This is a genomic window from Rathayibacter sp. VKM Ac-2754 (assembly GCF_009807095.1).
In the GTDB taxonomy this organism is placed as follows: domain Bacteria; phylum Actinomycetota; class Actinomycetes; order Actinomycetales; family Microbacteriaceae; genus Rathayibacter.
In genome coordinates, this window is sequence record NZ_WUCC01000004.1 from 337,733 (window position 1) to 352,020 (window position 14,288).

Consider the following 14,288-nt stretch of genomic DNA (forward strand, 5'->3'; position numbering starts at 1 on the left):
CAGCCTGCCAGGCTCACGCGCGCGGCGGCCCGCCGAGGTCGAGGCGGTGGCGAGGGGCGGTGAGCAGGTGCGCGGAGTCGATGCTCGCCCGGCCGGGGACGCGCCGATCGCGGACGCGGGCGTCGAGGAAGACGCCGGAGTCCTCGCGCCACGGCAGGATCCGCACCCGCACGACCGACGAGGCGAGGGCCTCGCGCCAGGGCGCCAGGTCGATCTCCCAGCTCCGGCCCGACCAGAACTGGTCGGCGACGAGCACGCCGTCGATCTCGAGGCGCGCGACGTCGCCGCTCCACTCGAGCACCAGCACCGTCGCGGCGTCCGGGTCGAGATCCGCGATCGGGATCTCGACGACGGCCGCGTCCTCGAAGTCGCTGTCCAGCGGTGCCGAGAGGCGCCCCATCGAGCCGCCCCGTCGCTCCGGAGCGGGGGAGGAGTCGGCCCGGACGACCGTGACGGGCAGCTCGCGGATCGGGTCGTATGCGGGGAGCTCGAGGGTCTCGAAGGCGAGCTCCGCCGCGCGCAGGATCGAGACCTCCGCCCAGGCGCTCCAGCGCTCGAGCACGATCCGTTGCCCGTCCACCGTCACTCCGCCTTCGAACAGCACGAGCACCGGCTCGCCGGCGACCTCGACGCGCCAGAGCCGGGAGGCGGAGGCGTCGTCGAGGATCACGAAGCGGGTGCCGCCGACGGTGACGACGCAGTCGATCCCCGGAGCGCGGTCGGGCCGCCAGCGCCCGCCCGCGGCGCTGCGGGAGGCGCCCTCGACGACCGCGGTCGTCTCGAGCTCGAGCTCGACCGGGATGCCCTCGGTCGCCGTGAGGACCACGACGGTCTGCGAGCCGTCGCCGATCTCGGTGATCGGCTGCGCGGTGGCCGAGACGGCGGCCACCGAGCCGAAGGGCCGCCGCACGGGCCAGACGAAGAACGCGCCCGCCGGTACGGCCACAGGCTCCGTGGGCAGCAGCGTCACGTCGTCGCCGATCGCGACCGGGAGGCGCACGCCCTCCGCCGTCGGCAGCGGCGCGGCGGCCGGCTGGCGGTTCGTCACGAAGACGTAGCCGCCGCGCGCGTCCGCCCGCGTCGCCCAGCGGACGCCCGTCTCCTCCGGATCGCCGACCGTCACCGGCAGGCCGGTCAGCTCGGCGCCCCAGCGCTCGAGGAACAGGTGCTGCCGCCGCAGCAGGTGGTAGTGCGGGCGCAGCGTCCCGGCCGCCCCGATCGGCGCGAAGAAGTCGTAGTCCTTGCGCGGCATGTCGTTGGGGTAGTCGCTGTCGTGCGACTCCTGGGTGCCCGCGCCGCCCGCCCCCGTGACCTGGGTGGTGCCGTGGTAGAGGTAGTAGCCCTGCCACGCCGAGCCGCTGCCCAGCTTGGTCAGCGCGAGCGCGGCGACGTCCTCGCCGTCGACCAGCGGGCGGCGGTGGTAGGCGGTCGTCATGCCGCCGCCGAGCTCGCAGGTCAGGAACGGGTAGCGGTGGTCCTCCGCGACCGGCTCGACCGGCGCCGAGTCGCCGCGGACGTCGGCGCCGACGGACAGGTCGTCGCGCACCGTCGAGTACTCGAAGTGCATCCGCCCGAAGGCGGGCCACTCCACGTCCGCCTCCTCCCAGAAGCCGTCCGAGTAGCCCGCATAGACCGGCGCGACCCGGTCCAGCGGCAGCTGCGCGCCTCCCCAGCCCGTCGCGACCCAGAGCGGGGCCGCCATGCCGACGCCCTCGGCCAGGTCGCGCAGGCGCGCGAGGTGCTCGGGCTGGTCGTAGAGCTCGTTGTCGACCTGGATGCCCACGATCGGCGCCGAGGGGTGGTCGGAGTCGCGGAACAGGCCGCTCAGCTGCTGCGCGATGCCGCGGAACCAGCCCTCGACCAGGTCGAGGTACGCGGGGTCGTTGGTGCGGTGCCGGATCGGCAGGCTCTGCAGCCAGTCGGGGAACCCGCCGTGGCGCGCCTCGCCGTGGGCCCAGGGCCCGATCCGGAGCATCACCGAGAGGCCGGCGCGCCGCGCCTCCTCGACGAACCGGCGCAGATCGAGGTGGCCGTCGAAGCGGCGCTCGCCGCGGGTCTCCTCGTGCAGCATCCAGAGCACGTAGGTCGCGACCACATCGATCCCGCCGGCGCGGATCTTCCGGAGCTCGTGCGGCCAGCGCTCGGACCGGTCGCGGCTGAAGTGGTACTCGCCCATCACGGGGAACCACGGCTGCCCGACGCGCCTGACCGACGTCGAGTCGATGGTGATGGATCCGGAGGTCTGCTCTGCTCTCGACACCCCTCGACCGTACGGCCGGACGGCGTCGCTCCCCAGCAGGGCGACCACGGTCCTCCTGGAGGATCCTCTGGTCGTCCTGCTCCTCGGCCGGCCCGGGGCCGCGGGCGTCAGTGCTGCAGAGCCTCCTCGATCGCCGCGAGGTCCGCGTCCTCGAGGGGAGCCGCGTCGAGGGCGCCGGCGTTCTGCTCGAGCTGCTGCACGCTCGACGCTTCGATGATCGCCGAGGTGACGGCCGTCGAGCGCAGGACCCAGCTCAGCGCGAGCTGGGCGATGCTCTGGCCGCGCCCGTCGGCGACGTCCTTGAGGCGCGCGATCATCCGGTGGTAGTCGCCCTCGATCGCTCCGGGCTTCAGGAAGTGCCCGACCGCGGCGCGCGAGTCCGGCGGGATGTCGCCCGAGAGGTAGCGGTCGGTGAGCAGCCCCTGCTCGAGGGGGGAGAAGACGATGGCGCCGACGCCTTCCCGCTCGACGAGGTCGAGCAGGCCCGACTCCTCGGGTCGGCGGTCGAGCATCGAGTAGCGGGGCTGGTGGATCAGGAGGGGCACCCCGTGCGCGGCCAGGGCGTCGCGCGCGGCGAGGGTCTGCTCCGGGGAGTAGTTCGAGACTCCCGCGTACAGAGCCTTCCCCTGCTGGATCGCGCTCGCGAGCGCGCCCCTGGTCTCCTCGATCGGGGTCTCCGGGTCGGGACGGTGCGAGTAGAAGACGTCGACGTACTCGACGCCGAGGCGCCCGAGGCTCTGGTCGAGGGAGGAGAGCAGGTACTTCCGGGAGCCGAAGTCTCCGTAGGGGCCGGGCCACATGTCGTAGCCGGCCTTGGTCGAGATCAGGATCTCGTCGCGGTACGGCCGCAGGTCCTCGGCGAGGACGCGTCCGAAGGACGACTCGGCGGAGCCGTACGGCGGCCCGTAGTTGTTGGCGAGGTCGAAGTGCGTGATGCCGAGGTCGAACGCGCGCCGCACGATCTCCCGCTGGCCCTCGAGGGGCTTCGTGGCCCCGAAGTTGTGCCAGAGGCCGAGCGAGAGGGCGGGCAGCTTGAGACCGCTGCGGCCGGTGGGGTGGTAGGTCATGCGGTCGTAGCGGTCGGCGGAGGGGATGTAGGTCATGCGTCTTCTCCAGGTGGCGTCGTTCGGGGCAGGGACGAGGGAAGTGAGCGGCGGGGCGCCGGAGCCGTGCTCACCGGGAGACCGCGCGGCGCGTCCGGTCCAGAGCCGCTCGGACCGCCGCGACCGAGTCTGCGAGCCCGAGCTCTCCGCCCGCGATCTTCGTGATGACCCGGATGTCCGGGTCCACTCCGAGGAACCTCTCCAGCACGTCGGCCTCCAGGAGGCTCGCGCTGGAGACCGCCCGCCCGGCGCGCGCGATCCGGACGGGAGCGTGGTTGTCGCTGAACGCGGGTCCGAGAGTCGTCGCCACGTCACTGACTCCCGACACCCCGAGTACGGCGAGCGTGCCGGTCTGGCGGGCGCGACGCGCGTGCTCAGCAGGGCCGTCGAGGCTCCGCGTCTCGAGATAGGAGCGCGCCCAGTTGATCGCGGTTCCGAACCCGTGCCGCTGGGCGAGATCGATCTCGGTCGGCAGGTCGAGGAACCCCTTCACCGGGTCCGGCCCCTCGAAGGAGTCGCAGTGCTCGACGACGATCCGCACGCCGGGGAGGTCCCGTCTCGCGATCTCGGAGAGACTCCGCGCGAACGCTGCTCGGGCGGACGCGGCTGTCGCTCGCGTCGCCCGCGGGGCCGAGTGGATCAGGACGGTGTCGATCACCGCCCGCTGCTCCCGGTCGTTCAGCGCCAGTGCGGCATCGCCGGCCCGCCGCGTCAGGGCGACCGCGGCGACCCGCCGATCCTCGACGGGATCGGCCAGGCCGATCCCGCGCTCGAGGACCGCCGGCAGCAGGGTCAGGGCGTGGGTCCCGGCGCGGCGGAGCAGCCGCAGCAGCGCCTCCTCGTCCGGGACGAAGGCGCTGCCGAAGGGGATCTCGAACCCCGAGCACCCGGTGACGAGCGCGATCCGCTCGTGGAAGGCGTCGAAGGCCGCCGCATCGAGCCGTGCCCTCTCCGGCGCCGACGGGTAGGCCCCGACGATCACCTAGCGGGCGCCGTCCACCCGCGCACTGGCGGGCAGCCCGAGGTCGCGGATGTACGCGGCGAGCTCCAGCAGCGGCGCACCCTCGTGCGCCCCGATCCCCTCCGGCTTCCAGCGGCTGATCGGCTCGATCGCCAGGCGGGAGCTGTGGCGGAGGTAGTACTTCGCCGAGGTGGGGTAGCGCGAGTTGATCGTGTGCTCGGCCACCGTCAGGAGGCGCTGCACGGCGACGGCGGTCTCGGCGGGCTGGTCGTCGTAGTGCTCGCAGAGCCAGGCGACGTGCTCCGGGTAGATGTTGGCGGCGTAGCCGCTGAGCCCGGCGGCTCCGAGGCGGAGCGAGTCCGTCAGCGACGAGATCTGCGCGTTGTAGAGCTTCATCCGCGTGCCGCGGATCGCCTCGAGCCGTTCCGACATGGTGTCGAGCGAGTGCGAGGTGTCCTTGTAGAAGACGAACCGTCCCGTCCCGGCCATCCAGGCGACGTTCTCGGTCGAGGGCAGCCGCTTGAACGGCACCGGGCACTCGTAGATCCCGAAGTCGACGCCGGGGACCGCGTCGAGGATGTGCTGGACGGTGGCGCGCCACTCCTCCTCGGTGGTGGTCAGCCCCCCGACGAGGGAGGAGATGAGCACGACCGCGTCGACCCCTGTCGCGGCCATCGCCGCGGCCGACGCCGCCTGCTCCTCCGGGCTCCCGGCGGAGACGGAGGAGGCCACGACGGGGACCCGGCCGGCCGAGCGGTCGACCACGCGGCGCGCGAGGGCGAGCCGCTCCTCCTCGGTGAGGTCGTACATCTCGCTCGAGAGCGCGACGGTGAAGATGCCGGCGGCTCCGTTGTCGATCAGCCAGTCCGTCAGCGCATCGACCTGCTCGAAGTCGAGCGACCGGTCCTGGCGGAACGGCGTGAGCATGACGGGCCAGCCGCCGTCGGGGAGGGTGGCGCCGGTCTCGATGGTCGCGGGCGCGGTGTCCGTGGTGGTCATGTCGATCCTTTTCGATGGTGGTGGCGTGCGGAGGAGGAGGGCGTCAGCCCTTGAGGGATCCGCTGACGAGGTCGAGGCGCCAGTAGCGCTGCAGGAAGAGGAAGAGCGCGATGAGCGGGATCGTCGAGACGAGGCAGCCCATGATCACGACGTTGTAGGTGTTGGGCTGGTCGTTCCCCTGGTTCATCAGCGAGTAGAAGCCGACCGTCAGAGGGAACGTCTCGGTGCGCGAGAGCATGATGAACGGCAGCAGGAAGTTGTTCCAGATGCCGACGAAGTGCAGGAGGAACACGGTGATGAGCCCGGGCACCATCGGGTACACGGCGATCCGCGAGAAGATCCGCCACTCGCTCGCCCCATCGATGCGGCCCGCCTCGAGCATCTCGGTGGGCACCACCGCCGTCGCGTAGATCCGGCACAGGTAGATGCTGAACGGGCTGATCATGCACGGCAGCAGCACCGACCAGTAGGTGCCGGCGATCCCGATCGAGGACAGCAGCAGGTACTGCGGGATCGCGAGGATCACCCCGGGGATGAGCACCCCGATCAGCAGGAAGTCGAAGACGAGCTTCTTCCCGCGGAACGAGTACTTCGCGAGGCCGTAACCGGCGAGAGCCGAGACGGCGGTGCCGAGCAGCCCGCCGCCGCCGGCGAAGATCAGGCTGTTGAGGCACCAGGACCAGAACGCGCCGTTGCCCACTCCGAGCAGCAGGGCGAAGTTCTCCTGGAATCCGCCGGTGAAGCTCGGCCAGAGCGAGAAGGTGGTGAACAGCTCGCCCGAGCGCTTGGTCGCGGCCGTGAAGAGCCAGAAGACGGGCAGGAGGCAGTACACGGCTCCGATGAGCAGGACCGCGGTCGGCCAGAAGGCGGCTCGCGGCCGAGTGATCGTGGGACCGCGGCGGCGGGAGCGGACCGACCGGGCGGCGCTCTGCGGGTCTTCGACGACGGGAGGCAGCTTCGTGAGGGTGTCGGTCATGGTCAGTCTTCTCCGAAGGCGCGCGACTGCAGGAACCGCAGCAGGCCGAGCGAGGCGATGAGGGTGAGGAGGGTGACCACGACCGAGGTCGCGGAGGCCGAGAACAGGTCGTTGGTCACGAAGGCGTCGCGGTAGATGAGCATCATCGGCACCCAGTCCGATCCGATCACCGTGGTGAGGGTCACGAGCGTGTTGGGCTCCGAGAAGACCTGCAGGGCGCCGATGACGGAGAAGAGCCCCGTCATGATGACGCCCGGCACGATCAGCGGGAGCTTGATGCGCAGGGCGAGCTGCCGCTCGGAGCAGCCGTCGATGCGGGCGGCGTCGTAGATCTCGGCGGGGAGGCCGCGCAGCGAGGTGTACAGGATCACCATGTTGAAGCCGACGGACCCCCAGATCGCGATGTTGGCGACCGAGAAGAAGACGGAGTCGGGGCCGAGGAAGACCGGTGCGGGCAACCCGAGAGCGGTCGCCGCATCGACGAACGGGCTCACTCCGGGCAGGTAGAGGAACCCCCACATCAGTGCGGCGATCACGCCGGGCACCGCGTACGGGACGAAGATCGCGATCCGCGAGAACCGGCCGAAGCGGGTCGACAGGTTGTCGAGCAGGAGCGCGAACACCAGCGCGAGGATCATCGTGACCGGGACCGAGAGCAGCGCGTAGGTCAGCATCCGGCCGAAGCCGGCCCAGAGCGCAGGGTCCGACAGGGTCCGCGCGTAGTTGTCGAAGCCGACGAAGGTCTCCTTCTTGACTCCCAGTCCGCTGCCGCTGACCGTGCTGCCGCGGAAGCTGAGCCAGACCGTGTACAGCAGCGGGAGGGCGAGGAGGGCGACGGCGAGGATCACCGCGGGAGCGACGAAGAACCAGGGCGCCGCTCGAGGGGCGAGGGTCGAGGGGCGCCCGGTGCGGGGCGCGGCGGTGGTCGTCATGAGAACCTCACTGTTCGAGACGGACGGACGGGGCCCCGCGGAGTGCGGGACCCCGGAGCACTACTCGGCGACGTCGTAGCCGGACTTCTCGAGGTCGGCGACGGTCGCGTCCTGGACGCTCGCGAGAGCCTCCGCGAAGCTGCCCTTCTCGTTGACGGCGGCACTGAAGGCGTTGTTGAACGCGTCGTAGGCGACCGAGACGTTCGGCCCCCAGGTCACCGATGCGGTGATCTGGTCGATCTCGTCGGCGGTCGCGTAGAAGTCGGTCTGCTCGGGCAGGAGGGCGGGAGCGGCCTGCAGCTCGGGCAGTTCGCGCCCGGCGAGGGACGCGGGCCAGATGCTGGCGTACTCGATGTAGGCCTCGAGGGCCTCGGTCGAGGTGTTCAGCCAGAGCGCGAACTCCTTCGCCTGCTCGGGGTGGTCGGAGCCCGTGGTCACGATGGTGCCGCTGCCGCCCAGCACTCCCGAGCTGGGGTCGGACGGGGTCCACTGCGGGATCGGCACGGCGGCCCACTTGCCGATGGTGTCGGGTGCGTTGTTCTGAAGCAGCGGCGGGGTCCACACCGCGCCCAGCCAGCTGGCCAGTGTGCCGTCGGCGAGGGCGGCCTGCCACTCGGGGGTGAAGGTCTTGAACGTCGCGAGGCTGCCGTCGTCGACGAGGCCCTGCCAGTAGTCGGCGACCTTCTGCGAGGCGGGGTCGTCGATGGCGACCGTCCAGGTGCCGTCCTCCTGGCTCCACCACTCGGCGCCGGCCTGCTGGCTGAGCCCGGCGAAGAGCTGGGCGTCGTTCGCGGGGAACGTCGCGAGGTACTTCGTCGGGTCGGCGGCGTGCAGGGCCCTGGCGGCGTCGGCGTACTCGTCCCAGGTGGTCGGGGCGGTGAGGCCGTTCGCCTCGAAGATGTCGGTGCGGTAGTAGAGGAACATCGGAGCCGTGCCCTGGGGGACGGCGTAGTTCACCTCGTCGAACGTCGTCAGCTCCCAGGCCGGGCCGGCCGTCTCGGCCTCCCGGTCGCCCATGATCGAGGTCACATCGGAGGCGATCTCGCTCGTGATCAGGTTGGGCAGGTTCTCGTAGGTGGTGTTCGACAGGTCCGGCAGCGTTCCGGCCTGCTTCGCCGCGCTGAGCTTCGCGACGATCTCCGCGCCGCCGGTGGATGTGTTCACCTCCACCTGGATGTCGGGGTTGGCCTGGTTCCAGACATCGACGATCTTCTCGATGTTGGGCGCCCACGACCAGTACTCGAGTGTGACCGGCCCTTCGGCGTCGACTCCGCCTCCCGATGACGAGTCGGTCGCGCCGGTGCAGCCCGCGAGGAGAGCGGCGGCGGCGAGGGCGGTCAGGGCAGCGAGAGGTCTGCGGAACTTCATCGTTCTCATCGGAGTCTTCATCCCAACGTCGATCCTCTGCGGCTCTGCAGAGGGTGATCAGTCGCCGTCCCCGGAATTCGTTACCGGTAACGATCAGTGCGACAGGATCACCGTAAGACCGACTCCGGCTCGGCGCAAGAGTGAATCGTTACCGGTCACGAAATCGTGGGCGTCTGCCGGAGCGCAGTGTCAGGCGGGCCGCGCCGTCGATGCCCGCACGACCAGCTGCGGCTCCGGGTACTCGACGCTCTCGGCCCGGCTCGAGTCCTCGACCAGCGCGATCAGCGTCAGAACGGCCGCGCGACCCATCGCGTCGAAGTCCTGCTTGATCGTGGTGAGGGGCGGATGGAAGAACTCGGCCTCCGCGATGTCGTCGAAGCCGACGACGCTGACGTCCTCCGGGATCCTCCGGTCGTTGTCGTGCAGCCAGAGCAGGAGCCCGAGCGCCATGCGGTCGTTCGCGGCGACGACGGCCGTCACCTGGGGGTCGCTGCACAGCAGCGGTGCCGCGGCGTAGCCGGATCGGGAGGACCAGTCCCCGTGCACGAGCGGGAGCGCGGGCAGCCCCGCCTCGCGCAGGGACTGCTCGTAGGCGCGCGAGCGGTCCTGCGCCGAGATCCAGAGCTCGGGTCCGGCGAGGTGCGCGATCCTGCGATGACCCAGCTCCAGGAGGTGCGAGACGGCGAGCCTGGTGCCCACCGCAGACGCGCCGCCGTCGCGCCGGCCGCCCCGGTCGATGTGGATCGGGAGGGGCAGGTCGAGCGCCTGCAGCGCCTCATGGACAGCGTCTGTCGGGGCGGTCGCCAGGACGCCCTCGAGATCGCGGCTGCCCAGCGTGGCCAGGGCGTCGTCGAGCTCGGCGCCGTCCAGGGCGTCGACGCTCACGATGTCGAGGGAGTAGCCGGCGCGGCGGGCGGCGTCGCTCGCGCCCTGCATCGTCTTGCCCGGCCCCGTGCCCGACAGCTCGTGCACGAGCGCGCCGAGGCGGTGCGTGCGGCGGGTGGCGAGGGATCGGGCCGTGGTGTTGGTCCGGTAGTTGAGCGCGCGCAGAGCCTCTTCGACCCTGACCCGGTTGGCGGGGCGGATGCCACCGGTGCCGGTGAGGAAGCGCGAGACCGTCTGGTGCGAGACGCCCGCCCTCCGCGCGACGTCGTAGATGGTCGCCGCCCGCGAGGGTCCGCTCGTCATCGATGCCTCCGCTCGCCCGCGTCTCGACGGTGTTAGCGGTAACGATAGGGCACGGGCGCGAGCAGCCCCGGGTCAGGCGGTCGCCACCGGTCCCGTCGATTCCCGGAGGACCAGGCGCGCCGAGACCGCCGTGCGCTCCTGGCGCTCGCCGGTGCGGATCCTCGCGGCGAGCATCCGCAGCGCCTTCTCGCCCAGGAACTGGTGGTCGAGGTGCATGGTCGTCAGCGGTGGCGAGAAGTACTCGGACTCGGGCATGTCGTCGACTCCGACGATCGAGTAGTCCTCGGGAGCGAACCGACCCCGCTCCGCCATCGCGCGCAGGAACCCCAGCGCGATCTGGTCGTTCGCGGCCGAGACCGCGGTGAACGACTCCGGGTCGGCGAGGCGGCCCTGCTCGGCGCCGGAGCCCGCGTCCCACTCTCGGCACCGCAGCACCTCGAGCGGCGCGACCCCCGCCTCCTCGAGTGCCGCGAGGTAGCCGCGCTCGCGGTCGACGGCCTCGTTGCGGTTGCCGGGGCCGGCGACGTGGAGGATCCGCCGGTGCCCGAGTTCCAGGAGGTGGCGGGTGCCGAGGTAGCCCGCGCCGTACGAGTCGGCGTAGGTCGAGTCCTCGGAGGGTCCCGCGTGCTCCGACCTCGTGACGACCGGCACCGAGGCGGAGATGTAGTCGACGAGCTCGTCGAGCCCTTCGTACGGCGTGCCGACGATGATGCCGTCGACCTGGAACGACAGCAGCTTGTCGACCGCGTGCAGCATCTCGAGCCGCGCGCTCGGCTCGTGCGGGTCGACCTCGAGCAGCGCCGTGATCAGCGAGAGCCCCTCGGCCCGCGCGGCGCGGCTGACGCCGGTGAGCAGTTCGGAGTGGCCGTAGTTGAGCGGTCCCATCGCGAGGAACCCGACGGTGTCGGTGCTCTGGACGCGGAGGTTGCGGGCGACGCGGTTGTGCCGGTAGCCGAGATCGGCGATCGCGGCCTCGATGCGCACCCGGGTCGCCGGAGCGACGTAGCCGCCCGTGAAGAAGCGCGAGACGGTCTGCGCCGAGACCTCGGCGCGACGGCCGACGTCGGCCATGCTCGGCCGCGCGCGGGGGGAGGGGAGGCTCGTCATCGTTGCTCCTCGGTGATCGCCCGGCTCACTCTACTGAGCGCGATGGCTGTTACCCGATCGTGACCTATCAACCGGTTGGGCGCATTGCCGCCCCAATGTGTTATCGATAACGTATCCCTCATCCACCGCCGGGCTCCATGCGAATCGGCCCCGGCGGATCCGACGTCGATGTCGCGCTGCCCGCGACCTCGCGCAGCGAAAGGACGCGACGATGCGTGCTCTGACCCGAAATGCGACCCGCTCCCTGGCCTTCGCCACGGGCGCCCTCCTCCTCGCCGGTCTCGCCGGCTGCTCCTCGGCCGGCGGCGACTCCGGAGGCACGACCGAGCTCACCTGGTTCAAGCTCACCGAATCGGCCGACTCGGCCAACGCCACGATCACCGAGATCGTCAGCGACTTCGAGGCCGCCAACCCCGACATCTCCGTCAAGGTCGAGCAGCGCGCGGTCGACGCCCACAAGGACGCGCTGCGCACGACCCTCGGCACCAGCGGCGCCCCCGACATCTTCTTCTCGTGGGCCGGGCCGGGCCTCGGCGGCGAGTTCATCGACGCCGGAGCCAGCCTCGACCTGAAGGAGTACTACGACGAGTACGGCTGGGCCGATCGCTTCTCCGAGACCACGATGTCGACCGTCACCCAGTACGGCGGCTACGACGGAGTGCCCTACACCCAGCGCACCGAGGCGGTCTTCTACAACAAGGACCTCTTCGAGCAGGCCGGCATCGACGCCGCCCCCACCACTTACGACGAGCTCGTCGAGGATGCCGGGAAGCTGAAGGACGCAGGGATCACCCCGTTCGAGTTCGGCGGCACCGTCAACTGGCACCTGATGCGCCTGCTCGACAGCCTCCTCGAGACCGAGTGCGGCGCCGACGGCTACCAGGCGCTCGTCACGGGCGAGGCGAGCTGGGCCGACGAGTCGTGCGTCACCGACACCTTCACCGAGTTCGCGACCTGGACGAAGGACTACGTCAACGACGGCTTCATCTCGATCAACAACGACGAGTCGGGCTCGCTCTTCTTCAGCGGCAAGGCCGCCATGGCGATCGAGGGCGACTGGTTCAACCAGCAGATCCGCGACGCGGGCATGAGCGAGGACTCGGTCGGCATCTTCGCCTTCCCCACGGGCACCGACCGCATCTACGGCTTCAACGAGAACAACTACATCTCGGCGAACTCCGAGCACCCTGCCGAGGCCGCGAAGTTCCTCGACTACCTCACGTCTCCCGAGGCGCAGCAGAAGTTCATCGCGACCTTCGGCAGCCGCTCGGTCAACGTCGACGTCACCCCCGAGGGCCAGAGCGAGTTCGACGCGCTCTGGGGCCCGATCACGGAGGCGGCCACCGGCGTCTACATGAACAACGACCAGAACCTGTCGCAGTCGCAGACCACCGAGTACTGGCGCATCCAGAACCTCGTCGCGACCGGCGAGCTCGACCCGTCCGAGGCCGGCTCCGAGTTCCAGAAGTTCATCGACCAGCAGTAGTCGGCGACGGGCGGAGGGGCCGCGCTCCCGACCCCTCCGCCCTCGCGATGCCAGAGAGGTCCGACATGACGACATCCACCCCCGCCCGGCAGCGCCTGAAGCGACGCCGAGCCCTCGCCCGCTTCGGCGGCACCGGCTTCCTCGCCGCGCTCCCGTTCCTCGCCCCGGCGCTCGCCGCCTACCTCGTCTTCGTCGTCGGCCCCTCGCTCGAGTCGGTGCGGCTGAGCTTCTACGAGTGGACCGGCTTCCAGGGAGCGCCCCAGGTCTTCGTGGGCCTCCAGAACTACATCCGGATCTTCACGCAGGACCCGGTCTTCTGGACCGCGTTCTCGAACACGATCATCTGGGTGCTGCTGTCGCTCGTCATCCCGGTCGGCCTCGGCCTGGTGATGGCGCTGGCGCTGAACCGGCCGCTCTTCGGGCGGAACGCCTTCCGCTCCCTCTTCTACATCCCCGGGGTGCTCGCTCCGATCGCCATCGCGAACATGTGGCGCTGGATGTACAACCCGAACTACGGGATCGGCGTCAACCTCGCACAGCTCTTCAACCTGCCCTGGCTCGCCGAGGTGCAGTGGCTGGGCGACAAGAACCTCGCGCTGTACTCGATCTTCGCGGCATTCGTCTGGCAGATCGCGGGCACCAACATGGTGCTGTTCCTCGCCGGGCTCCAGAGCGTCTCGCCCGACCACGTCGAGGCCGCGAAGCTCGACGGGGCGAACGCCTGGCAGGTGTTCCGCAACGTCACCCTGCCGGCGCTGCGGCCGACCACCGTCGTCGTCGTGGTGCTGACGATCATCAACTCGATCAAGGTGTTCGACCTGATCGTCGGCATGACCGGAGGCGGCCCCGCCCAGCAGACGCAGGTGCTCGCGCTGTGGTCGTTCCAGCAGTCCTTCAACAACCACGAGTACGGCCAGGGCAACGCCATCGCGACGGTCCTGCTCGTGATCACCCTCGTCATCGTCGTCCCCTACATGGTGTGGACCGCGCGTCAGGAGAAGAACGCATGACCGTCACGAGCATCCCGACGAGCAGCCCGGGCCTGATCGATCCGCCGAAGCGCGAGCGCCGGCCCGTCGGCGGCCGCGACTTCGTCCGCCTCGGACTCTGGATCGCCCTCGTCTTCGCGGTCCTGATCTGGGCCGTCCCGCTCATCTTCATGGTCTTCACCTCGCTCAAGAGCGAGGCCGACATCTTCAGCACCCCGGCCTTCGTGCCGCCCTGGTCGCCCGACTTCGGCAACTACGTCGAGGCGCTCGACCGCGGCAACCTGCTCACCGCGGGTGGGAACAGCCTGATGATCGCGCTGATCAAGGTGCCCGTCGGGCTCTTCATCTCGGCGGCCGCGGCCTTCGCGCTGGCCCGGATGCGGTTCCGGCGCCAGCGCCTCCTGATGGGCGTCATCGCGCTCGGGGCGATGGTGCCCATCCAGGTCGCGATCGCGCCGCTCTTCCAGGTGATGAACGGGCTGAACCTGCTGAGCAGCAACGTCGGCATCATCCTGCCGTACATCGCTTTCGGCCTGCCGTACCAGACCTTCATCCTCTACGGCTTCTTCCGGCAGATCCCGGAGGAGATCGACGAGAGCGCGCGGATCGACGGCGCCGGCAACTGGCGCCTGTTCCTCACGATCATCCTGCCGCTGGCCCGCCCGGCGCTCGCCGCGCTGTTCATCCTCGACTTCGTCTCGACCTGGAACGAGTACTCCATCGCGCTCGCCCTGCTGCAGAGCCAGGAGTCGTGGACGATCCCGCTCGCCCTGCAGGGCTTCCAGTCGCAGTTCACCAGCTCGTACGGGCCGCTCAACGCCTTCACCATCATGTCCGTGTTCCCCGTGCTGATCGTCTACCTGATGTTCCAGCGCTACTTCGTCGAGGGCGCCTTCGCCGGCGCCGTGAAGGGCTGACC

12 protein-coding genes are annotated in these 14,288 nt (G+C 70.4%); 3 read left to right on the forward strand and 9 right to left on the reverse strand.

The genetic code is table 11. The annotated features are described in order from the left end of the window. Positions 1 to 13: 13 nt before the first annotated feature. The 9 genes from GRS92_RS09160 to GRS92_RS09200 all read right to left on the reverse strand — a co-directional run bounded on the left by GRS92_RS09160 (position 14) and on the right by GRS92_RS09200 (position 10,894). Positions 14 to 2,260, reverse strand: a complete 2,247-nt coding sequence (locus GRS92_RS09160) for a beta-galactosidase (protein WP_159855456.1) — start codon at positions 2,258 to 2,260, stop codon at positions 14 to 16. A 107-nt stretch (positions 2,261 to 2,367) separates the two neighbouring features. Beyond that, complete coding sequence (locus GRS92_RS09165) at positions 2,368 to 3,363, reverse strand: aldo/keto reductase (RefSeq protein ID WP_159855458.1); 996 nt, start codon at positions 3,361 to 3,363, stop codon at positions 2,368 to 2,370. Positions 3,364 to 3,433: 70 nt separating this feature from the next. Next, a complete protein-coding gene (locus GRS92_RS09170) occupies positions 3,434 to 4,345 on the reverse strand; it encodes a DUF4862 family protein (RefSeq protein WP_159855460.1) in 912 nt (303 codons plus the stop codon). After that, complete coding sequence (locus GRS92_RS09175; protein ID WP_159855462.1) at positions 4,346 to 5,323, reverse strand: dihydrodipicolinate synthase family protein; 978 nt, start codon at positions 5,321 to 5,323, stop codon at positions 4,346 to 4,348. Positions 5,324 to 5,366: 43 nt separating this feature from the next. Continuing rightward, complete coding sequence (locus GRS92_RS09180) at positions 5,367 to 6,299, reverse strand: carbohydrate ABC transporter permease (RefSeq protein WP_159855464.1); 933 nt, start codon at positions 6,297 to 6,299, stop codon at positions 5,367 to 5,369. A 2-nt stretch (positions 6,300 to 6,301) separates the two neighbouring features. Further along, entirely contained in the window at positions 6,302 to 7,231 is a 930-nt protein-coding gene (locus tag GRS92_RS09185) for a carbohydrate ABC transporter permease (RefSeq protein ID WP_159855466.1), read from the reverse strand. Positions 7,232 to 7,291: 60 nt separating this feature from the next. After that, positions 7,292 to 8,599: an ABC transporter substrate-binding protein gene (locus GRS92_RS09190; protein WP_159855468.1), complete on the reverse strand. Its 1,308-nt coding sequence runs from the start codon at positions 8,597 to 8,599 to the stop codon at positions 7,292 to 7,294. A gap of 189 nt (positions 8,600 to 8,788) precedes the next feature. Continuing rightward, a complete protein-coding gene (locus GRS92_RS09195; protein WP_159855470.1) occupies positions 8,789 to 9,787 on the reverse strand; it encodes a LacI family DNA-binding transcriptional regulator in 999 nt (332 codons plus the stop codon). Between the two features lie 72 nt (positions 9,788 to 9,859). After that, positions 9,860 to 10,894: a LacI family DNA-binding transcriptional regulator gene (locus GRS92_RS09200; protein WP_159855472.1), complete on the reverse strand. Its 1,035-nt coding sequence runs from the start codon at positions 10,892 to 10,894 to the stop codon at positions 9,860 to 9,862. Between the two features lie 211 nt (positions 10,895 to 11,105). Between GRS92_RS09200 and GRS92_RS09205 the strand changes: the two genes are divergently transcribed. The 3 genes from GRS92_RS09205 (at position 11,106) to GRS92_RS09215 (ending at position 14,286) form a co-directional block, all read left to right on the forward strand. After that, positions 11,106 to 12,380, forward strand: coding sequence for an ABC transporter substrate-binding protein (locus GRS92_RS09205; RefSeq protein WP_159855474.1), 1,275 nt, complete (start codon positions 11,106 to 11,108; stop codon positions 12,378 to 12,380). Between the two features lie 65 nt (positions 12,381 to 12,445). After that, on the forward strand, positions 12,446 to 13,390 hold the full coding sequence (locus tag GRS92_RS09210) for a carbohydrate ABC transporter permease (RefSeq protein WP_159855476.1): 945 nt from the start codon (positions 12,446 to 12,448) through the stop codon (positions 13,388 to 13,390). Next, positions 13,387 to 14,286 (forward strand): carbohydrate ABC transporter permease, encoded by a 900-nt coding sequence (locus GRS92_RS09215; protein ID WP_159855478.1) that lies wholly within the window; start codon positions 13,387 to 13,389, stop codon positions 14,284 to 14,286. The genes GRS92_RS09210 and GRS92_RS09215 overlap by 4 nt, the downstream gene beginning before the upstream one ends. Positions 14,287 to 14,288 lie beyond the last annotated feature (2 nt).

Coding starts and splice junctions, on each gene's coding strand:
- GRS92_RS09165 (WP_159855458.1), bottom strand. CDS start 3,363: ATGACCTACATCCCCTCCGCCGACCGCTACGACCGCATGACCTACCAC.
- GRS92_RS09175 (WP_159855462.1), bottom strand. CDS start 5,323: ATGACCACCACGGACACCGCGCCCGCGACCATCGAGACCGGCGCCACC.
- GRS92_RS09180 (WP_159855464.1), bottom strand. CDS start 6,299: ATGACCGACACCCTCACGAAGCTGCCTCCCGTCGTCGAAGACCCGCAG.
- GRS92_RS09185 (WP_159855466.1), bottom strand. CDS start 7,231: ATGACGACCACCGCCGCGCCCCGCACCGGGCGCCCCTCGACCCTCGCC.
- GRS92_RS09190 (WP_159855468.1), bottom strand. CDS start 8,599: ATGAAGTTCCGCAGACCTCTCGCTGCCCTGACCGCCCTCGCCGCCGCC.
- GRS92_RS09195 (WP_159855470.1), bottom strand. CDS start 9,787: ATGACGAGCGGACCCTCGCGGGCGGCGACCATCTACGACGTCGCGCGG.
- GRS92_RS09200 (WP_159855472.1), bottom strand. CDS start 10,894: ATGACGAGCCTCCCCTCCCCCCGCGCGCGGCCGAGCATGGCCGACGTC.
- GRS92_RS09205 (WP_159855474.1), top strand. CDS start 11,106: ATGCGTGCTCTGACCCGAAATGCGACCCGCTCCCTGGCCTTCGCCACG.
- GRS92_RS09210 (WP_159855476.1), top strand. CDS start 12,446: ATGACGACATCCACCCCCGCCCGGCAGCGCCTGAAGCGACGCCGAGCC.
- GRS92_RS09215 (WP_159855478.1), top strand. CDS start 13,387: ATGACCGTCACGAGCATCCCGACGAGCAGCCCGGGCCTGATCGATCCG.